General features: G+C 56.7%; 23 protein-coding genes. All 23 read right to left on the bottom strand.

All coding sequences use genetic code 11. From position 1 onward, the window contains the following. Positions 1-63: 63 nt before the first annotated feature. The 23 genes from ccmI to flhA all read right to left on the bottom strand — a co-directional run bounded on the left by ccmI (position 64) and on the right by flhA (position 20,822). Complete coding sequence (gene ccmI / locus B6S09_RS03635; RefSeq protein WP_094277130.1) at positions 64-1,278, bottom strand: c-type cytochrome biogenesis protein CcmI; 1,215 nt, start codon at positions 1,276-1,278, stop codon at positions 64-66. A gap of 1 nt (position 1,279) precedes the next feature. Then, positions 1,280-1,741, bottom strand: a complete 462-nt coding sequence (locus tag B6S09_RS03630) for a cytochrome c-type biogenesis protein (RefSeq protein WP_243832785.1) — start codon at positions 1,739-1,741, stop codon at positions 1,280-1,282. Positions 1,742-1,744: 3 nt separating this feature from the next. Continuing rightward, positions 1,745-2,278, bottom strand: coding sequence for a DsbE family thiol:disulfide interchange protein (locus B6S09_RS03625; protein ID WP_094277129.1), 534 nt, complete (start codon positions 2,276-2,278; stop codon positions 1,745-1,747). Further along, positions 2,275-4,233, bottom strand: coding sequence for a heme lyase CcmF/NrfE family subunit (locus B6S09_RS03620; RefSeq protein ID WP_094277128.1), 1,959 nt, complete (start codon positions 4,231-4,233; stop codon positions 2,275-2,277). Before B6S09_RS03620 ends, B6S09_RS03625 begins: the two co-directional genes overlap by 4 nt. Continuing rightward, the gene (ccmE, locus tag B6S09_RS03615; RefSeq protein WP_094277127.1) at positions 4,230-4,724 is read right to left on the bottom strand and encodes a cytochrome c maturation protein CcmE; all 495 of its coding nucleotides are present in this window, start codon (positions 4,722-4,724) and stop codon (positions 4,230-4,232) included. Before ccmE ends, B6S09_RS03620 begins: the two co-directional genes overlap by 4 nt. Next, positions 4,721-4,927 carry a heme exporter protein CcmD gene (ccmD, locus tag B6S09_RS03610; protein ID WP_094277126.1) on the bottom strand — a complete coding sequence of 69 codons (207 nt, stop codon included), beginning with the start codon at positions 4,925-4,927 and terminating at the stop codon, positions 4,721-4,723. The genes ccmE and ccmD overlap by 4 nt, the downstream gene beginning before the upstream one ends. Beyond that, positions 4,917-5,663 carry a heme ABC transporter permease gene (locus B6S09_RS03605; protein ID WP_094277125.1) on the bottom strand — a complete coding sequence of 249 codons (747 nt, stop codon included), beginning with the start codon at positions 5,661-5,663 and terminating at the stop codon, positions 4,917-4,919. The genes ccmD and B6S09_RS03605 overlap by 11 nt, the downstream gene beginning before the upstream one ends. A gap of 106 nt (positions 5,664-5,769) precedes the next feature. Then, entirely contained in the window at positions 5,770-6,438 is a 669-nt protein-coding gene (ccmB, locus tag B6S09_RS03600) for a heme exporter protein CcmB (protein ID WP_094277124.1), read from the bottom strand. Then, on the bottom strand, positions 6,435-7,067 hold the full coding sequence (ccmA, locus tag B6S09_RS03595; protein WP_094277123.1) for a cytochrome c biogenesis heme-transporting ATPase CcmA: 633 nt from the start codon (positions 7,065-7,067) through the stop codon (positions 6,435-6,437). The genes ccmB and ccmA overlap by 4 nt, the downstream gene beginning before the upstream one ends. 186 nt (positions 7,068-7,253) lie before the next feature. Further along, positions 7,254-7,658 (bottom strand): DUF2802 domain-containing protein, encoded by a 405-nt coding sequence (locus B6S09_RS03590; protein ID WP_094277122.1) that lies wholly within the window; start codon positions 7,656-7,658, stop codon positions 7,254-7,256. Further along, positions 7,658-8,146 carry a chemotaxis protein CheW gene (locus tag B6S09_RS03585; RefSeq protein ID WP_094277121.1) on the bottom strand — a complete coding sequence of 163 codons (489 nt, stop codon included), beginning with the start codon at positions 8,144-8,146 and terminating at the stop codon, positions 7,658-7,660. Before B6S09_RS03585 ends, B6S09_RS03590 begins: the two co-directional genes overlap by 1 nt. Positions 8,147-8,165: 19 nt before the next feature. Beyond that, complete coding sequence (locus B6S09_RS03580; RefSeq protein WP_094277120.1) at positions 8,166-8,918, bottom strand: chemotaxis protein CheW; 753 nt, start codon at positions 8,916-8,918, stop codon at positions 8,166-8,168. After that, a complete protein-coding gene (locus tag B6S09_RS03575; RefSeq protein WP_094277119.1) occupies positions 8,915-9,697 on the bottom strand; it encodes a ParA family protein in 783 nt (260 codons plus the stop codon). Before B6S09_RS03575 ends, B6S09_RS03580 begins: the two co-directional genes overlap by 4 nt. Next, positions 9,694-10,539, bottom strand: coding sequence for a flagellar motor protein MotB (locus B6S09_RS03570; RefSeq protein WP_243832786.1), 846 nt, complete (start codon positions 10,537-10,539; stop codon positions 9,694-9,696). The genes B6S09_RS03575 and B6S09_RS03570 overlap by 4 nt, the downstream gene beginning before the upstream one ends. Further along, positions 10,536-11,279, bottom strand: a complete 744-nt coding sequence (locus B6S09_RS03565) for a flagellar motor protein (protein WP_094277118.1) — start codon at positions 11,277-11,279, stop codon at positions 10,536-10,538. Before B6S09_RS03565 ends, B6S09_RS03570 begins: the two co-directional genes overlap by 4 nt. A gap of 1 nt (position 11,280) precedes the next feature. After that, entirely contained in the window at positions 11,281-12,408 is a 1,128-nt protein-coding gene (locus B6S09_RS03560) for a protein-glutamate methylesterase/protein-glutamine glutaminase (RefSeq protein WP_094277117.1), read from the bottom strand. A 28-nt stretch (positions 12,409-12,436) separates the two neighbouring features. Beyond that, positions 12,437-14,467: a chemotaxis protein CheA gene (locus B6S09_RS03555; protein ID WP_094277116.1), complete on the bottom strand. Its 2,031-nt coding sequence runs from the start codon at positions 14,465-14,467 to the stop codon at positions 12,437-12,439. A 9-nt stretch (positions 14,468-14,476) separates the two neighbouring features. Then, positions 14,477-15,238 carry a protein phosphatase CheZ gene (locus tag B6S09_RS03550; protein ID WP_094277115.1) on the bottom strand — a complete coding sequence of 254 codons (762 nt, stop codon included), beginning with the start codon at positions 15,236-15,238 and terminating at the stop codon, positions 14,477-14,479. Positions 15,239-15,247: 9 nt separating this feature from the next. After that, a complete protein-coding gene (cheY, locus tag B6S09_RS03545; RefSeq protein WP_439331555.1) occupies positions 15,248-15,619 on the bottom strand; it encodes a chemotaxis response regulator CheY in 372 nt (123 codons plus the stop codon). 144 nt (positions 15,620-15,763) lie between these two features. Further along, complete coding sequence (locus B6S09_RS03540; RefSeq protein WP_094277113.1) at positions 15,764-16,477, bottom strand: RNA polymerase sigma factor FliA; 714 nt, start codon at positions 16,475-16,477, stop codon at positions 15,764-15,766. Beyond that, complete coding sequence (locus B6S09_RS03535) at positions 16,470-17,357, bottom strand: MinD/ParA family ATP-binding protein (protein WP_094277112.1); 888 nt, start codon at positions 17,355-17,357, stop codon at positions 16,470-16,472. The genes B6S09_RS03540 and B6S09_RS03535 overlap by 8 nt, the downstream gene beginning before the upstream one ends. After that, positions 17,350-18,708 carry a flagellar biosynthesis GTPase FlhF gene (flhF, locus tag B6S09_RS03530; protein WP_094277111.1) on the bottom strand — a complete coding sequence of 453 codons (1,359 nt, stop codon included), beginning with the start codon at positions 18,706-18,708 and terminating at the stop codon, positions 17,350-17,352. Before flhF ends, B6S09_RS03535 begins: the two co-directional genes overlap by 8 nt. Before the next feature lie 14 nt (positions 18,709-18,722). After that, complete coding sequence (gene flhA / locus B6S09_RS03525; RefSeq protein WP_094277110.1) at positions 18,723-20,822, bottom strand: flagellar biosynthesis protein FlhA; 2,100 nt, start codon at positions 20,820-20,822, stop codon at positions 18,723-18,725. Positions 20,823-20,845 lie beyond the last annotated feature (23 nt).

Genomic DNA, 20,845 nt, shown 5'->3' with positions numbered 1-20,845 from the left:
TCATGGTTGTTGTTATAAGACATAAAGTTTAATCATGGCTGGCTATAACAGCCAGCCACAGGCTTAAAGCGGTGTGTCGATCAGCACGGTTAACTGACGATCTTCATCGGTACTGAGCTTGCTGCTACGCCCTTCCCAAGCATTGGTCACATCGGTCACGTTACCACTGGGTGCAATACGTGCCTTGATCACCACCTCATCACGGGTGCTGAGGTTGTTCTCAGGTACCATGGCATCAGCATTGGAAAGGGTTACGCTCAGCGGAAACGCCGGCTGTTCAATACGTCGTGCAGCCAGCGGCATCTCACCGCCATTGGCGTCCACCGCAAACACAAACAGCACAGCCCCGGGATGATAAGGCACACTGGTGCCGGTATTGATTTCCACCTGATAACGAGGACCGGTAACCGGTGCCTGCTCACTGCTGGTCATTTGCTGTTCGGCAAAGGTAATGGAGCGCTGCACCATGGCATAGCGCGGATTATCTTCCGGCATGATGTTCAGCATCTGCTGCCAGCGGGCAATGGCCAGCGCATAGTCATTCTGCTGCAGCGCCATAAAGGCAAACACCGACCAGGCCTCCAGATTACCAGGCTGACGGGCCAATACACCACTTACCATCTGTTCGGCACGCAGGCTTTCTCCGGTCATGGCCAGCGCTTCGGCATAAGGCACCCGCACGGCGTCCGGCTCATCGGTTAACCGCATGGCCTTTTCAAGCGCATCGCGGGCAGTTTCACCGTCACGCATCTCCAGTGCCAGCCGGCCCAGCAGCAACCAGCCACGATAATCATCCCCCTCCAGATGCAGCCGGGTACGCAGGGCCAGCATCAGCTCGTGCATATCCTGCTCAGTCACGGTTTCATCGGGCTCGATCAGTACCTTGCGGGACAGCTCCTGCAGCTGAGCGGACACCCTCTGCCATTCTGCCACTTCACGATGCGCACCCACCTGCCAGTAAGCACCAACGCTCACCAACACCGCCAGTGCAACGGCTGATATCACCACCAGCGGGCTGCGACCGCCACGGGCTTTGGGCTCCTGGCTGACCACATCGTCCAGCAGACTTTTCTGTAATTCCTGCTGCAGAGCGGTATCGTCTTCCAGAAGACCCAGTTCGCTGTCCTGCTTCAGCTCTTTCAGACGCTGATGATACAGCTGTGTGTTCAGCTCATTACGGCTGTGGCTCGATTCGGCACGGCCCCGGGTCAAGGGCAAAATAATAACCAGTGCCAGCAGCGCCGTCAGGGCGGCACTGAGAATCCAGAAAAGGGTCATGTCAGCTCTCTTTGTTCTTGTTCAGCAGGCGATTAAGGCGTTGCTTTTCTTCTTCGCTCAAGGCCTCATCGGCAGACGCCACCGGCTTTTTACGGGTGCGTAACAGCACCACCACAGCGCCAATCAGCAGCACCAGTACCGGGCTGGCCCACAGGATCAGGGTGGAAGCCATAAACGGCGGCTTATAGAGAATAAAGTTGCCGTAGCGCGCCACCATATAGTCGACCACCTCATCCTTACTGTTGCCATCCTGCAACATCTGATAGGTTTTTTCGCGCAGGTCCTTAGCGAGTTCGGCATTCGAGTCGGCAATGTCCTGGTTCTGACATTTAGGGCAACGCAGCTCTTTCAGCAGCTCGCGAAACACGACTTCCTTGTCCGGGTCATCAAAGTCGTATACATCAATGGCGGCATGAGCCACCGGCAGCCAAAACAGGGCAGCCAGCATCAGCACTCGCAACATGGGTTACTCCATCTGCTCAAAAATGGGCTTGAGGGTTTGCTTCCAAACCTGATCGTTCACATCCCCCACATGGCGATAGCGGATAACCCCTTTACTATCGATAAGAAAGGTTTCGGGTGCACCATATACTCCCAGATCAAGCCCAAGCATACCGCGGGGATCATACAGATCGATGGCATACGGGTTACCCAGGTTGCTCAGCCAGCGCAGCGCTTTTTCCCGCTCATCCTTATAGTTCATGCCGATGATATAAACCCCTTCAGTGGCCTTCAGCCGGTTCAGGTACTCATGTTCGGCATAACAGGTAGGACACCAGGTAGCCCACACGTTCAGCAGCATGGGTTTGCCGGTAAAAATGGCTTTGTCATGTTGCTTGGCGGGGTCGTGCAGATCCTGCAGGGTGAACTCAGGAATAGGCTGATCGATCAGTACCGATTCCAGTTTGGTGGGGTCGGAAAACAGCCCCTTATACAGGAATACGCTGGCCCCCAGAAACAACAGCAAGGGAATTGACAGGATCAGGATGCGACGGTTCATTGTGCCTCCACAGTCTGTTGCTTACGGCCAAAGCGATAACGCTTGTCCATCATGGCGATCACGCCACCGATGGACATCAGCAGGCCACCAAACCAGATCCAGCGGACAAAGGGCTTGTAATAAAGTCGTACCGCCCAGGCACCATCATCCAGCTCTTCACCCAGTGCGGCATAGAGATCCCGGGTGAAACCGGCATCAATGGCCGCCTCGGTCATTGACATGCGCTGCACCAGATAAAAACGCTTCTCGGCTTTCAGCTCGGTAAGCGGCTGACCGTTTTTGGCCACGCTGATAACCCCTTTGAAACCATCGTAGTTCGGGCCGTCGGCTTCTCGAATCCCCTCAAAGGTAAAGGTGTAATCGGCAAAGGTCACGGTATCACCGGGGAGCATGCGCACATCACGTTCAATGCTGTACAGCTGGGTACAGCTTATCCCGATAATGGTGACCGCCAGGCCGATATGGCCAAGGATCATGGCCCAGTGACTGTTACCCAGCTTACGCACACCAGTAAAGAAAGCATGACGATGGGTCGCACGCACCCAGGTTTCCTGCAGACTGGTAATGGTAATAAAGGCACCCAGACCAATACCCAAAGCAGCCCAGGGCTCAAACTGAGCGGAGAAAAGCACCGGCAGTGCCACGCCGATCGCGATACTGAGCACCAGTGCCAGCAGCAACTTGCCGTTGATCTCTTTCATCTGCTGACGACGCCAGCGGAACAGCGGACCGGCCCCCAGCAACAGCGCAAAGGGAATAATCAGCCAGGCATAAAGGCTGTTAAAAAAGGGCGCGCCAATGGAAATACTGCCCATGCCCAGCTCTTTGTGCACCAGTGGCAGCAAGGTCCCGATCAGCACCACCACCAGGCCCGCCATCAGAATGATGTTGTTACCCAGCAACAGGCTTTCGCGGCTGGCCAGCTCATGTTTGCCGTGGCTGCGTACTTCGGCTCCTTTGATGGCATAAAGCAGCAGTGATGAGCCCACCACCAGCAACAGGAAAATAAGAATGAACAGACCTCGGGTAGGATCGGACGCAAAGGCATGTACCGATACCAGCACACCGGAGCGCACCAGGAAGGTACCCAGCAAACTTAAAGAGAATGCCATAATGGCCAGCAACACGGTCCAGGCCTTGAAACTGGCGCGCTTCTCAGTAACGGCCAGAGAGTGGATAAGGGCCGTGCCGGCCAGCCAGGGCATAAAGGAGGCGTTTTCCACCGGATCCCAGAACCACCAGCCGCCCCAGCCCAGCTCGTAATAAGCCCACCAGGAGCCCAGAGCGATGCCCAGCGTCAGAAAGATCCAGGCGGCCATGGTCCACGGGCGGGACCAGCGGGCCCAGGCAGCATCCAGCTTGCCGGTCATCAGAGATGCAATGGCAAAGGCAAAGGCCACCGAGAAACCCACATACCCCATATACAGCATGGGCGGATGGAAAATCAGGCCGGGATCCTGCAGCAGCGGATTCAGATCGCGTCCGTCTACCGGGAAAAACGGCAGTGTACGCTCAAAGGGGTTGGAGGTGAGCAATACAAACAGCAGAAAGCCGATGGCAATCATGCCCATCACGCTCAGCACCCGCGCCACCGCATCCAGCGGCAGAGCGCGGCTGAAGCGGGCAACGGCGGCCGTCCAGCCTGCCAGGATCAGCACCCACAGCAGCAATGAGCCTTCATGTGCACCCCACACTGCAGAAATACGGTAAGCCAGTGGCAACAGACTGTTGGAGTTGGACGCCACATACAGCACAGTAAAGTCATGCTCTATAAAGGCCCAGGTCAGGCACAAGAAGGAGATCAGCAGAAAGCCGAACTGGGCATAAGCCAAAGGGCGGGCCAGCAGCATCATGGCAGTGTTGCTGCGGGCGGCCCCCAACAAGGGGTAAATACTCAGTACCAGAGCGCTGGCCAGGGCCAGTATCAGGGTAAATTGTCCAAGCTCGGGGATCATAGGTTGCTGCCCTTCAGCTGTGCCTCCGTGTACTCGGGTTTGAAGTGCTCCATTCCCTTGAGCGCTTCTGCCACTTCAGGTGGCATGTATTCTTCGTCATGCTTGGCCAGCACTTCGAAGGCATCAATGGTACGGGCGTCAGCCAGGTGCCCCTGGGCGACGATACCCTGCCCTTCCCGGAACAGATCCGGCAGAATGCCGTCAAACCGCACCGTTACCTGCTCACCACCGGCATCCACCAGTGCAAAGCTGACTTTCAGGCTTTGCTGATCCCGTTCAACGGAACCCGGCACCACCAGGCCACCGATACGCAGACGCTGACCCACTTCCGGCGTAATATTTTCTTTACCCTTACCCTGTACCAGTTCGGTGGGAGTGTAAAAAAGGTCAATGTTTTGCTGCAGGGCATAAAGCATCAGCCCCACCATAAGCGATAGTCCGGCCACCACGGCCAGCAACACCGTCATTCGCTTTTTACGTCTGGGGTTCATAACGTATTCTCCAACTTGCGGGCAGCTTCACGGCGAGCAGCCCTGGCTTGTTTTTGACTGACTTCACGCAGCAAGCGTTTTTTTGTTTTGACAGTGACGACCACCTGCCCAAGCAGCACCAGCAAGGTGACAGCAAAAGATAACCACACGTAAAAGCCATAGCCTCCCATGGCCCAGAAGGCAGACCAACTCTCAAACTTCATGTTGTTTCTCCGCCAGCTTCAAAACCCAGGGACGATGAGACTCCCGTCTGATCAGCTCATTACGCAACCGCATCAGGGTCAGCGCACCAAGGAAGCAAATAAAGGCAAAAATCATGATCAACAACGGCCAGAGCATGTCGTTTGAAATGGACGGCTTATCAAATTTGGTGATAGTGGCTCCCTGATGCAGGGTATTCCACCATTCAACGGAGTAATGAATAATGGGCAGGTTGATCACCCCGACCAGCGCCAGAATACCGGCGGCACGGCCAGCCAGCACCTTGTCGGAAATGGCGTTATAAAGCGCAATCACCCCAAGATAGAGAAACAGCAGAATCAGTTCGGATGTCAGACGCGCATCCCATACCCACCAGGTTCCCCACATGGGTTTACCCCAGGCAGCACCGGTGAACAGGGCAATAAAGGTGAATACGGCTCCCACCGGCGCGATGGCCGACACCGCCATGTTCGCCGTTTTGATTTGCCATACCAGACCAATAAAGGCAGCAATGGCCATGGAAGAGTAGGCCCCCATCGACATGATGGCCGCCGGCACATGGATGTAAATGATGCGGAACGCATCACCCTGCTGGTAGTCGGCCGGCGCAAATGCCAGCCCCCACGCCAGTCCGATGGTAAAGGAGATCACGCTGAATGCAGCAAACCAGGGTAGCCACAGACCGGCAATGCGGTAAGCGTCCTCTGACCTGGCGTAGGGGTGTAACCATTTCCACATCTTGCTCAAAGACCTTTTATATACTACGTATTTTTGGGCGGGGTTAAGATAACCCAAATCCGCTCTGTTTAAAAATTTTTGCCGATCTTTAACGGCTCAAATGACCCTAATTCACGCTAACCCGCAGCGCCGCTGCAATGGCAAAAGGTGCCAGCGTCACACTGCCCGCCAGCATGGCCCCCAAAATGGCCAGCTGACCACTATAGGGCAAGCCAAGCCCCGCAGTTTCAATCGCGGAAGTCGCAAAGATAAGCACGGGAATATACAGCGGCAGTGTCAACAGACTGAGCAGCACCCCCCCCTTGCCAATGCCAACGGTCAGTGCCACTCCAATCGCTCCCAGCAGGCTGAGAATCGGTGTCCCGAGCAACAGCGTCCAGAACATCCCCAGAAAACCGTTCATATCCATGCTGAGCAACACCGCCACCAGCGGTGACAACAGCAATAACGGTAACCCGGTCAGCAGCCAGTGCGCCAGCACCTTGGCCAGCACCACAACCCCTAACGGGCAGGGCATCAGCATCATTTGTTCCAGAGTGCCGTCAATATAGTCATCGCGAAACAGCCGTTCCAGCGCCAGCAACGACGCCAACAGCGCCGCCACCCACACGATACCGGGGGCAATACGCGCCAGCAGCGCCGGCTCGGGCCCCACGCCCAGAGGAAACAGGGTAATCACGATGACGAAAAACCACAGCGGATTTAGAATATCGGCGCGCCGGCGCAGGGCGCTGACCAGCTCCCGGCGCACCACACCGGCGAAAGAATGCATCATTGGGCGTCCTCGCGGGATGACGTGAGATGAAGAACTCGTGCCCGGTCGGCGCACAGATTAAGATCCTGGTGAGTGGTGATCAGCACCATCCCCCCCGCATCAGTGTGCTCCAGAAACAACCGCTCCAGCACTTTTACCCCATGTTTGTCGATGGCGGTAAAGGGTTCATCGAGGATCCAGAGCTTGGGTCCACCCAGCCATAAACGAGCCAGTGCCACCCGGCGCTTCTGCCCGGCGGAAAGCTGACCGGCATATTGATCTTCCAGACCGGCCAGCCCGACCTGAGCCAGCACTTCCCACAGATTGGCATTGCTGCCCTGATGGTGCATGCGGCGAAAAAAGGCCAGATTCTCATAGGCAGAGAGCTCGTGCTTAATGCCGGCCTGATGGCCGAGATAGAATAATTCCTGGTGGAAGCTGTCACGACAGTGCTCAATATTCTCTCCCTGCCAGCTTACATTGCCTTCATAAGGCCGGGACAAGCCTGCCAGCAGACGCAACAAGCTGGTTTTGCCAGCCCCATTGGGTCCGGCAACCTGCACCAGCTCACCGGGAGCAACAGAAAGAGACAGCTCACTGAACAGAGTGCGTTCTTCGCGAACGCAGGTCAGAGCGTTGGCTTCAAGCATAGTAAGAGTTCGGCCGTTAAAAAATGGCCGCCAGTCTAGCACAAGGTGCCGGTACAGACTTGCCCCTTGGGGCCATAAGGCAGAATTACAGGAAGTTTATTGCGCTGGGACAAAAATAGCGAAAAGAAGCAGGTCAGGATTCGCTGCGCTCATCGCCAACCTGCGTCAATGGGAACAGTTCAGGGGTTAGCGCCGACGATGCAGCGACAACAACAGCTCGGCTTCAGCTCTGGGCATGTCACATTCGGCCATGATTTCTTCAATATCGGCACCCAGCTGAACCATGCGGGCAGCCCGGCTGTAAAGCTTGCTCTGGGGATCCTTGAGCGCCAGCTCCTGCTGTTGTTCGCGCAGCGCGGCCAGATAGCGGCCCAGCTCATTCAGCTTTTTGCCCATGCCGATATTGGCCGTCTGCAGCTCTTCCAGTTGTTTGCGGTAGCTGTCCCGGTTACGGGCCAGCTCTCGCATCAGGGTGCTCATGGCCTCAAGCTTGCGCTGGCTGCGCCGCCACATCATCCAGGCAATCCCTATGGCGGCCAGCGCCATCACCAACGCCAGTAACGCCAAAAGCAAGGCGGTTTCACTGATCATTAAAGCTGGCTCAGCTCTTCCCACTCATCATCGGAGAGCAGCTTATCAAGATCCACCAGGATCAGCAGTTCGTTTTCCCGGTTGCACACGCCCTGAATAAAGCGGGCGCTTTCACTGGTGCCGACATTGGGTGCGCTTTCTATTTCCGACGACTTCAGATAAACCACTTCGGCCACGCTGTCGACCAGAATACCGACCACCTGCTTTTCTGCCTCAATGATCACAATACGGGTATTGTCGGTCACCTCTACACTCGGCAGGCCAAAACGCAGACGGGTGTCGAGCACGGTAACCACATTGCCACGCAGGTTAATAATCCCCAGCACATAGTCCGGCGCACCGGGAACCGGAGCAATATCGCTGTAGCGCAATACCTCCTGCACCTGCATCACATTGATACCATAGGTTTCGTTATCCAGACGAAAGGTAACCCACTGCAGGACTTCGTTTTCGGCCAGACTTTCCGCCACATTGCGATGATTGCTCATACACGCATCCTTATTTCTCTCAGACCCGATGTCCGTCGATATTTTTACCTTGCTCCAGCAGCGCGATCAACGCATCCACATGCAGCAGAGCACACATTTTTTCTTTTACCATTCCTGCCAGCCAGGGCCGGGAGCCGGGTGTGGTCCGCCATTTCACCTGCTCCCGGCTGAGCAGGGAGGTGCCTTTCAGCTGATGACAGGACAGCCCCCAGTGGCTTTCGCCCAGGGTGACCACATACTGATATTCTTCATCCTGAATATGCCCGGGCATGGCCCAGCGCGCCGTGTCTACCACACTGAGCTGGCGTTCCCGTTCGGTCATGATACCGGCAAACCAGGCCGGCTTACCAAACAGGCTGGTGAGCCTGGTCAGCTGATAAATGCCTCCCAGGTGTGTAAGCGGTACGGCAAAGGTCATGCCGGCCACTTCAAAAAACAGCGCCTGAAAATGCGCTTCTGTTTCCATATTGCGCCAGGCCGGTGCCTTATCCGGTGCGGGCAGAGGGGCCGCTGTGACCTCCGGTATGGGCGACGGCACCTCGTCGGACATCGCCTTTAATTCCGGTTCACTGAGCGGCGCCAACGGCTCGGCAGCCGCTTCTTCTTTCAGCTCGGCGACGGTAGCCAGCAATGACTCCAACGCCCGGCGACGTTCATCTTCCTGTGGATCGGCGTAAGCCACCGGCGCAACCTCAGGTGCGGGCTGCGGCTCATGTTCTTCCAACAGGGCATCGAAGTAATCGTCGAGAGCCGCAAACTGACGTTGATTCATAACGGCTGGTCTCCTCCGTCGAGACGCCACAAATAGCGCAGCAGGGTCTGATAGGCATACACACCCCGGCTGCCCTTGGCATAGTAAGACGGTGGTTCATGGCGCAAGCTGGCATCACGAAATTTGGTATCTACCGGTACCACCGCCGGCCAGACGCGATCGCCATACTGCTCTTTCAGGCTTTCAAGGCTCTGTACAGAGGCCCGGGTGCGCTGATCATACATGGTTGGTACCACGGTGTAATTAAATCCGTCTTTGCGGGCCTTATGCATCAGCTTAAAGGTACTGACCATGCGCTCCAGCCCCTTGAGCGCCAGAAATTCGGTCTGAACCGGCACCAGAATACGATCGCAGGCCGCCAGGGCGTTTACCATCATCACCCCCAGCACCGGCGGGCAGTCGATAATGGCCACATCAAAGTCGTGCTTTACTTCGGCCAGCAGCCGTTTCAGTACCAGCCCCATCCCTTCCCGGCTGCTGGAAGTACGCTCCAGTGTGGCCAGGGAAATGGACGCAGGCAGCAAGGTGATGCCCTCAAACCGGGTCTGCAGTGCTACCCGGTCAAACTCAGCTCGCCCTGCCCCGGCCTGAAACAAGTCAAACAAGGTGCCCTGCAGCGCATCCGAGTTGTAGTCCAGATAGGCGGTCAGTGAGCCGTGGGGATCCGTGTCGATCAACAGCACCCGTTTGTTGCGCTGCGCCAACAGGCCCGCCAGCGCCACCACTGAGGTGGTTTTTCCAACACCGCCTTTTTGATTTGCTACGGTCCAGACTATCACTGCCTTATCCTGTCGTTGGTAATGCGAATGCCGCCTCCCGGCAGCTCATAAATCTGAATGCCTTCTTTTTGCTCCGGCTCGGGAGGCCGCGCCGGTGGTGGCAAAGGGGGCTGCCAGCGGCTGGCCGCAATGGCAATTTCCACCCGCCGCTGGGGCCCACGCCCCGCTTCCCTGCGTTGTTCGGTAGCCACTGGCCGGTATTGTCCGTAAGCCTCGAGCCGCAGCCGCTGTGGGGCTACTCCACGCTGCTCCAGCTGTTCCAGTACTGCCCTGGCTCGCTCAGCAGACAGCTGCCAGTTGGATGCATACAATTCGTTGCTGACGGCTATATTATCGGTAAAACCCCGGACATGAATAAAGTGGGTGTCCTGAATAAGCAAGGGTATCAGGGCGCTAAACACCGCCTCACTGTTACCGCCAAGCAGTGCACTGCCTTCGGCAAACAGCAGACTGCCATCCAGCGTCAGCACCAGTTCGTGATCACCCTGCTCTATGCTTGCCAGCTGCCGTTTGGTAAGCGGGGCCAGTTTTTCGCCCAGCTCCAATTTCAGCTGATGCAGGCTATTCGCACTGCTGGTGGCCGCCAGAACATCGCTGGCCGGCAGTGCCGGCTGGCCTTCATATTCCATGGCACCATTCATCTCCGGCCGGGCCCCTAGCTGGCCCAACGCCTGCTGCACGCCCTCCATCACCGGCTGACGCAATTCAGTACGGGACGCATGCACCGCATACAGCACCACAAACAGTGCAAAAGCCAGGGTCATGTAATCGGCATAAGAGACAAGCCAGCGCTCGGTATGCTGATCCCGGCTGGCCGGCATCAGTGAACGGCGTTTAATCAATGTCTGCCTCCCTGAAACTGATTAAGCTGGCGGCTGACCGACAAGCTGCCTTCTCCACGGGCGATGGCCAGCAGGCCGATGGCAGTCAGCTCCCGATAGCGCAGCTCGAGCCGGCAGATAGCCCGCAACCGGTTGGCCAATGGCAATAACAACAGGTTGGCCAGCCCCACCCCGTAAAGGGTGGCCACAAAGGCCACGGCAATACCGCTGCCGAGGCGGGCAGGATCATCCAGGTGCGACATCGCCTGAATCAGCCCCAGCACGGCACCAATAATGCCAATGGTCGGGCTGTAACCGCCCATGGCCTCAAACACACGGGCTTCCAGTTCTTTCTGCTCTTCAATACGGGCCAGCTCATTATCCAGCAACTGTTCCATCATGGCCGGCTCGGTGCCATCCACCAGCCATTGCAGTCCCTGACGGGTGAAGTCATCAAGGTTATCGGAGTGCAAGCGTCCTTCCAGGGCCAGAAAACCCGATTGTCTCGCCTCATGCGACCAGCGCAGCAAGCGTGAACATTGTTCCTGAAAGGGCCAGACCGGCGGGGTCAGTACCCTGCCCAGCGCCCTGAGTGCAGCACAAAACTGGAACCAGGGTGTTTGCAGCCATACCGCCCCCAGACTGCCGCCCAGCACAATCAGCAACGCCGGCCCGTCCAGCAATACCGACAGGCTACCTCCGTGCCACCACTGAGCCAGCACGATACAGGCAAGCGCAAGCAGCAGACCGGCCAGCGCCATATCAGCCTGCCATCTCGTTAACAATGGCCTCGCCGATCAACGGCAGCGGCAGCGACTCAGACGCAATCCCGGCTTTGGCCACCGCCTGAGGCATCCCATACACTACACAGGTTTCTTCATCCTGTGCCCAGATGCTGCCTCCCTGCTCCTTGAGCAGACGGGCACCGTCACGACCATCGGCACCCATGCCGGTGAGCACCACTGCCAGCACCTTGCCACCATACACTTTGGCAGCAGAAGCAAAGGTGATGTCGACACAGGGCTTGTAATTCACCTTGTCATTACCATCAAGAATACGCAGGCGCGCCGCACCGGGCCGGCCTTCAAAAATCATTTGCCGGCCACCCGGTGCCAGATAGGCATGCCCCGGGCGAAGAACATCACCGTCCTGAGCTTCCTTAACCCGGATCTGGCACAGTCCGTCCAGCCGGGCGGCAAAAGCAGTGGTAAAGGTGCCGGGCATATGCTGTACCAGCACAATGGGATGAGGAAACGTGGCCGGCAGCTTGGTCAGCACGGCTTGCAGCGCCACCGGACCACCGGTTGATGTTCCGATGGCCAGCAGCTGATAACTTTTGCCACTGCGCCGGGGTGGAGCTCGCCGTTCGCCGGCGCTGGCTGCCAACGGGACTGTCGGCTCCCGGCTGAAACGCGCAGGTGCAGCGGTGGTCGCAGGACGTGCTGACATAGACACCGGAGCTGCTGCCGGCCTGGGCGCAACCGCTCTCAGCCGCCGGCGGGCAATGGCCCGTACCCGCTGCTGCAGCTGAGCAATCGCTTCTTCCTTGCTGCGGGCAATGTCTTCAAAACGCTTGGGCAGAAAGTCCATGGCACCGGCGTCGAGCGCTTCCAGCGTCGCACGGGCACCGTCGTGAGTGAGGGATGAAAACATCAGCACCGGCGTGGGCATGGCTTTCATGATCTCGCGCACGGCAGTAATACCATCCATCACCGGCATTTCGATATCCATGGTGATCACATCCGGCCGCAGGATTTTCACCTTGTCGATGGCTTCTTTACCATTGGCAGCCGTGTCGACCACCTCCAGCAGCGGATCCTGCCCGAGGATCTCACTGACCCGCCGGCGAAAGAAGCTGGAATCATCAACCACCAGAACCCGAATAGTCATTGTTGTTATCGTGCTCCCTGTTGGTGCGTCAGGCGTAACGCCGCGCATAAGCCTTGATCAGGCCTGCAATATCAAGAATAAGGGCAATACCGCCATCGCTGGTGATAGTCGCACCCGCCATACCTGGGGTGCCATGCAGCAGGTGGTCCAGTGGTTTAATCACCACTTCTTCCTGGCCGATAAGGCCATCTACCACAAATCCCACCTGTTGATTACCAATCATCACCAACACCACATGGCCATGCGCCTTGCGCTCCCGCCTGCCGTTACGCAGCAGCCAGTCCTGCAGGTAAAACAGCGGAATGGCCCGGTTGCGCACCACCACGGTAAGCTGGCCGTCGACCATGCTGGTTCTGGTTAAATCCAGGTGGAAGATTTCATTGACGTTGGTCAGCGGCAGGGCAAACGTCTGCTCTCCCACCACCACCATCAGGGTAGGCAAAATGGCCAGGGTCAGCGGCACCTTTATCTGCAGTCTGGTACCCTTGCCTTTTTCCGAGTCGATCAGGATAGAGCCGTTTACCGAGCTGATGCCGGTTTTCACCACATCCATGCCGACGCCCCGACCTGATACGTCGGTAATCTCCACCTTGGTGGAAAAACCCGGGGCGAAGATCAGGTTATAGGCTTCATTGTCACTCATCCGGGCGGCACCATCGGCATCAAGAATGCCCCGCTTGATGGCAATGCTCTTGAGCTTTTCCGGATCCATACCGGCACCATCGTCTTCAATGCCCAGCAGAATATGATCCCCTTCCTGAGACGCGGTCAGCCGGATCACTCCCTTACGGGGTTTACCGGCGGCTTCCCGTTCTTCGGGAGATTCGATGCCATGATCACAGGAGTTACGTACCAGGTGCACCAGCGGGTCGGCCAGGGCTTCCACCAGGTTCTTATCGAGATCAGTGTCTTCCCCCACCATTTCCAGCTCGATTTCCTTTTTCATATTCCGGGCAATATCACGCACCACCCGGGGAAAACGGCCAAATACCTTTTTAATGGGCTGCATACGGGTTTTCATCACCGCGCCCTGCAGGTCTCCGGTCACCGCATCCAGATTGGTGACCGCTTTGGTGATTTCTTCATTTTCGTGCCCCGCTTGCAGGCTGAGCAGACGGTTACGTACCAGCACCAGCTCACCCACCATATTCATGATGCTGTCGAGGGTTTTGGTATCGACCCGGACTGTAGTGTCTGCCGGCGGTGCAGCCGGTTTAGAAGGGGCCGCAGGCCTGGAAGCCGCCGGCGGTGCGCTTGAGATAACTGGCTTGCTGCCATCGGGCACGGCACCACCCGGTGCAGGAGTGACAGTGGGTCCTTTACCGGCACCATGAAGTTGATCGAGCAGGGCTTCAAACTCGCCATCATCAATCAGCTCGTCGCCAGTTTGGCTGCTTGCAGCAGAAGGGGCTGCCGGCGCAGGGCTCTCAGCCTCGGGCACGCCGCCATGTTTGCCGGCACCATGCAGTTGATCGAGCAGGGCTTCAAACTCATCGTCGGTAATATCATCGCTATTGCTGCTTTCAATACCGACCTGTTCACTGTATTGCTCCGTATTGAGCTCACCGAGCATTTGCTGATATTCCTGCTCGTTCAGTGACTCAATGGTATTAATGTCGGCCGGTGTTGCTGCCACCGGCTCGCTGCCTGGCGCAGCGCTCTCTTCCTGCCCAGGCTGGCAATAGAAGCTCAGCTCTTCCAGCAGAGCCGGATCGGCCGGCGTGGGCTCTTGGCGATTCTGGATTTCTGCGAACATGGAGTTCACCGTATCCAGCGCGCGTAAGATCACATCCATCAGCTCGGAAGTAACGCGGCGCTGTCCGGTGCGCAAAATATCAAACACATTTTCCGCTTTATGACAGGTTTCTACCAGGGCGGTGAGAGACAAAAAGCCGGCTCCCCCCTTGACGGTATGAAAACCACGGAAAATCGCGTTCAGCAGATCCTTATCGTCGGGCTGACGCTCCAGGGTTACCAGTTGCTCCGACAGCTGCTCCAGAATTTCCGATGCTTCCACCAGAAAGTCCTGCAGAATATCCTCGTCTACCTCAAAGCCCATGCTTGCTCCTTAAAACCCCAGACTGGACAGCAGATCGTCCACTTCATCCTGATCCGAGACCACATCATCCCGTTGTTCTTTATTAATGATGGGCCCCTCGGCTGCAACGGCCTTGCCTGGATCGTTATTCTGAACCACGACCTGCCCGCCGGTTGCCGGTTGCTCACCGGTAAGACGACCAAATACCGATAAAATCTCTACCAGCTTGGCTTCGACTTCCTGTACCAGGGTAATCACCCGGCGAATAACCTGGCCGGTCAGATCCTGGTAGTCCTGAGCCATCAGTATTTCGGTGAGCAGCTCCCGCAACTGATTGGCGTCCTGATCCGAGTTTTGCAGAAAACCGTCCAGCTGGTAGCAAAGCTCCTTAAACTGGCCAAGCTCTAACTGACGCCGCATCAATCCCTGCCAGCCCGGCTTCACCTGCTGAATGCGATCGTTAAGGCGATCGGCAATGGGCAGGCTCGCTTCAACCGCGTCCATGGTGCGGTTGGCAGCCTTATCGGTCATATCAATGACATAATTCAGGCGTTCGCGTGCATCGGGAATATCGGTTTCTGCCAGCTCGGGTAAACGGGGATCATTACGGAACTCCTGCAGAGAATCGTGTAACTGGCGGGTCAGCTGCCCTACCTGATCCAACAGGGCGTCGGCATGAGGCATGCAGACATCCGTCATAAAACGATCGGCCCCGGCCTGATCGCCCTGCTCCAGCAGTGCCACCAGTTCCCGGGCCTGTTCCAGACTGATCAGTCCGTGTGGTTGTGTCATGTGAGGCCTTTATCCGATGCGCTCGAATACCTTCTCGAGTTTCTCTTTCAGGGTGCCGGCGGTAAAAGGTTTTACTACATAACCGTTCACACCCGCCTGGGCAGCGGTAATAATCTGCTCGCGCTTGGCTTCTGCCGTCACCATTAATACCGGCAAATGCTTCAGTTTTTCATCAGCCCGAATGGCCTTGAGCAGATCAATGCCCTGCATACCGGGCATATTCCAGTCGGTGACCACAAAATCGAAATCACCATTTTTAAGCATGGGCAGCGCCGTAAGGCCATCATCCGCTTCGTGGGTGTTATTAAAGCCCAGATCTCTGAGCAGATTTTTTATGATCCTGCGCATGGTGGAAAAATCATCCACAATGAGGATTTTCATGTTCTTGTCCAACCCATTCCTCCTGTACTGCTGCACCAACAGCCGCTGAACATGGTGTAAAAATACCTACTCAATACAAGTCGGCAGATATGCCCGTTTCTGAACGGGAATATGATATTTTTCAACTTAACTGGCGTTTTTTTATCAAGCCGTCCAGTCTTTAAGGCGAGATTTCAGCCGCAGCATGGCCTGGCTGTGAATCTGGCTCACACGGGACTCAGATACCTCCAGTATGCCGCCGATTTCACGCAGATTCAGCTCTTCATCGTAATAAAGAGATAACACCAGGGCTTCGCGTTCCGGCAACTTGCGAATACCTTCTGCCAGTGCATGCTGAAAACGCTCTCTGGCCATCCCCTCAAAGGGGCTGCCGGCATGGGCATAGGAATCGGCCTGATGCTCAATCCCCTGCTCAAACTCATCCATTTCCAGCAATTTGCCATGATTCACATCGGCCAGCATGGCGTGATATTCGCTCAGGGATACCCCCAGTTCAGCGGCAATTTCACGATCTTGTGCCGGCCGGCCCTCCCGCCGCTGAATGATATTCATGGCATCGGAAATGTTACGGCCATTGCGGTGCACCGAACGCGGAACCCAGTCACCACGGCGAATTTCATCCAGCATGGCCCCCCGGATACGAATGCCGGCAAAGGTCTCAAAGCTGGCCCCTTTGGACGCATCAAAATTTCTGGACGCCTCCAACAACCCCACCATGCCTGACTGGATCAAATCGTCGAGCAGCACACTGTCGGGCAGTCGCGCCAGCAAATGCTGAGCAATGCGTCGCACCAGTCCGGCATGGCGTTCAACCAGGCTCTGGCTGTTGTGCCGGGCATAGGCCTGTACCTTATTCACCACGGGCACCTTGCGCTTCAATGGCCGGATTCATCAGTAACCGTTCAACAAAGAACTGCAGGTGGCCTTCCGCCCGATGTGGCGTAGGCCAGGTCAGCGCCTTGGATGCCAGAGCACGGATCGCAATGGCCGATGGTGATTTGGGATACTGATTGACCACCAGGGCCTGTCGCCGCACCGCCATACGCAGATTGCCATCGAAAGGAATGCAGGCCACCAGCTCCAGTGAGGCATCGAGAAACTTGTCGGTCACCCGGGTCAGCTTGGCAAACAACTCATTGCCCTCCCGCTGGCTGCGTACCATGTTGGCCACAATCTTAAAACGGAACACGCCGTGCTCCCGGGAAAGCAGCTTGATCAGCGCATAGGCATCGGTAATGGAAGTGGGTTCATCACACACCACCACCAGCACCTCCTGAGAAGCACGGGAAAAGCTCAGCACCATATCAGAAATACCGGCCGCAGTGTCGACCAGCAGCACGTCCACCGGGGTTCTCATTTCACTGAAGGCACGGATAAGGCTGACATGCTCCAGAGGCGACAGCTCGGTCATGGACTGATTACCGGAAGTCGCGGGGATAATACGAATACCCTGAGGGCCTTCCACCATAACGTCATCCAGGCTGCACTCGCCTCTGAGCACATGAGAAAGGTTTCGCCCTACCCGAATGCCGAGCAGTACATCGACATTGGCCAGCCCCAGATCGGCATCCAGCACCATGACCCGTTTCCCCTGAGCCGCCATGGCGGAGGCCATGTTCAGGGTAATATTGGTTTTACCCACGCCGCCCTTACCGCCGGTTACGGCAATCACCTGCACCCTGTTCATTTTCTGCATAAGCCGCAATCCGTTTGCCTGATCATGAAACCAATTATTCATAAAAACGTGCATCCTTATCATCGGCCCCGGCAGCATCCCAGTAATAGGGGTCTTCCCGCCGCTCCACGGCACCCATTGCCTGCTTGACCAGCTCCTCGGCCTTGGCCAGACGCAAATCTTCCGGAACCCTTTGCCCGTCAGTGACATAGCTGATGGGCAGGCTGTTCTGAATACTGATATCAAGCACATCTCCCAGTGACAGGCTTTCATCAAGCTTGGTCAGGATGCAGCCGGCAAGAGGAATACGCCGGAAGTGCTCTACGGCTTCCTGCAGCACACGTCGCTGAGCGGTAGATGGCAAGACCAGATAATTACGAATGCGGATCTGGCGATCTCCCACCAGATTATCGAGCTGCTCGTTCAGGCGCATATCCCGCTGCCCCATGCCGGCGGTATCGATTAATACCAGGCGACGATGCCGCAATTGATAAAGCGCCTGCGCCAGCTCCTGATAGGTTCGGGCCTGTTTGACCGCCACTCCCATAATTCGGCCATAGGTCTGCAATTGCTCATGGGCTCCGATGCGGTAGTGATCCGTGGTGATCAACGCCAGCTGATCCGCACCATGGCGGGCGGCAAAGCGGGCAGCAAGTTTGGCGATCGTCGTGGTTTTCCCCACGCCGGTCGGCCCCAACAATGCCACGGCACCGCCCTGACGCATAATTTCGTCTTCACCGGTGACCAGCAGTCCGGTTAATGCATGCTCTATCTGAGCCCAGGCTTCATGAGGGGCGGAACCTTCATCAACACGCATGGCCAGCATATCGGCAAAACCGTCACTGAACCCCAGCTGATTCAGTTGTTTGATCAGCATGGCCCGCACCGGCTCACGCCGCTCCACTTCCTGCCACATCAGACCGGATACCTGGTGCTCCAGCAGCCGGCGAATGCTGGCAATTTCCTGACGCATGGCATTCAGTTCTTTATCTTTGGCACTTTCTTTTTGACGATGGCGGCTTTTTTCTCCACCGGCAAATAAAGGAGCTTGCTGGGGAAGCACCGGCTCGCGCCGCTCCTCAGGCTGACCCCAGTCGACCTGATCGGCCAGCGTCTGGGGGGAAGGTGCGGCACTGCCACGGCTCAGCAGAGCTTGCAGTGAATCGGCCTGCTGCTGCTCATTGAGCGGTGCCACAAATTGACGGGCCTGCGACGAAATTCTGACATTATCGTCCCTGAGTGAACGCTGCCCCTGGTCGACCGGCGTATTATCGTCGTCGTCAACAGCCGCCACTATCTCAATGCCACCCGATACTTTTTTATTAGACATAATGACCGCATCAGCGCCCAGCTCTTCCTTTACTTCGGCCAGGGCAGCCCGCATGTCTTTGGCAAAAAAACGTTTAATCTTCATTCAACTCTCTCCCGCTACTGCTGCCCTACCGACGCCACGATACGGATTTGACGATCATCCGGCACTTCCTGATAAGACAGCACCCGCAGACTGGGAATAGTATGCTTTACAAAGCGCGCCAGGGTGGTGCGCAACATGCCCGACGTCAGCAATATTGCCGGCTGACCTTCCAGCTCCTGATTGGCGGCGGCCTGAGACAGAGACTGCTGCATGCGTTCTGCCAGTCCCGGCTCTATGCCGCTGCCCTGAGCGCCACCGGCCTGCAAAGAGTTCTGCAAAATTTGTTCCAACTCTGGTGCCAAAGTAATAACCGGCAGCTCGCGCTCGGTACCGGCAATTTCCTGCACCAGAAAACGACGCAGTGAAATACGGCAGGCAGCGGTGAGCACTTCCGGATCCTGACTCTTGGGTGCATATTCGGTAAGGGTCTGCAGAATGGTCCGCATATCCCTGATGGACACGCCTTCGTTGAGCAGGCTTTGCAGCACCTTGGTGACCAGAGCCAGGCTAAGGGTGTTAGGGACCAGCCCTTCGACCAGCTTGGGCTGGGTGCGGCCTACCTGGTCAATCAGATTCTGTACTTCTTCATGGCCCAGCAGCTGAGAGGCGTTATTGGTCAACAGCTGGCTTAAGTGCGTGGCCACCACGGTGGCCGCATCCACCACCGTGTAGCCCAAGCTCTGGGCATTTTCTATCTGATCCCGGCCAATCCAGGTCGCTTCCAGCCCGAACGCCGGATCCCGGGTATCGATTCCCTGCACCGGACCAAACACCTGGCCCGGATTAATGGCCAGCTCCCGCTCGGGATAAATATCGGCCAACCCCGAGCTGACGCCCATTAAGGTGATCTGATATTCGTTAGGTCCCAGCTCCAGGTTGTCGCGGATGTGCACGGCGGGGATCAGAAAGCCCAGTTCCTGAGACAGCTTTTTACGCACGCCCTTAATGCGGCTGAGCAGCTCTCCCCCCTGAGAAATATCCACCAGACTGATCAGACGGTAGCCCACTTCCAGCCCGATGGTATCGACCTGAGTCACATCATCCCAGCTCAGCTCACGGTTCTCATTGCCAGCCACCGCCGGCGGCAGGGCAGCATCTTCCTGCTGTTTCAGTGCCTGTTGCTGACGGCGTTTGTGCATCCACCAGGCACCACCGGCAGCCAGGCCACCGAGCAGCAGAAAGGCAAAGTGAGGCATGCCCGGCACCAGCCCCATGGCGATCAGTATACCGGCGGCAATGGACAGTGAACGCGGATTGTCAAAAAGCTGACCCAGCATGGCCTGCCCCATGTCTTCACGGGTATTTTGCCGCGTCACGATAATGGCGGCGGCGATGGACAGCAGCAAGGAAGGAATCTGCGCCACCAGACCATCACCAATGGTCAGCAGTGTATAAACACGGGCGGCTTCGCCAAAGCTCAGTTCGTGCTGGGCCATGCCAATAATGAAACCACCGATGATATTAATGAACAGGATCATGATGCCGGCAATGGCATCGCCTTTTACAAACTTTGAAGCACCATCCATAGAGCCGTAAAAATCGGCTTCCCGGGTGACTTCATCACGGCGGGTACGGGCCTCATCCTGATTGATAAGGCCGGCATTCAGATCCGCATCGATGGCCATTTGCTTGCCAGGCATCGCATCCAGGGTAAAACGGGCACTGACTTCGGAAATACGGCCGGCACCCTTGGTGACCACCACAAAGTTGATGATCATCAAAATCAGAAAGACGATAAGGCCCACGGCATAGTTGCCGCCAATCACCACAGAACCAAAGGCTTCAATAACGTTACCGGCAGCATTACCGCCCTGGTGTCCTTCCAGCAGCACGACCCGGGTGGACGCCACGTTGAGCGCCAGCCTGAGCAGCGTGGCGATCAGCAGTACGGTAGGAAAAGCCGCGAAGTCGAGCGGGCGTTGTGTATAAACGGCGACCAGCAACACGACCAGTGCCAGGGCGATATTGAAGGAAAACAGCACATCCAGCATCAAGGGCGGAATGGGCAGCACCACCATAGCCAGTGCCGCCAGCACCAGCAAGGGCGTGCCCATACCCGAATGCACCCACCGGGACCACTGTTTAACCTGAGAAAGCCTTGCCCTTAACTCCATGACGCTCGCTGATGTTCAAAAAT

This window comes from Oceanimonas baumannii (genome assembly GCF_002245495.1).
GTDB classification, from domain to species: domain Bacteria; phylum Pseudomonadota; class Gammaproteobacteria; order Enterobacterales; family Aeromonadaceae; genus Oceanimonas; species Oceanimonas baumannii.
This window is presented reverse-complemented; position numbering and strand designations above follow the sequence as displayed.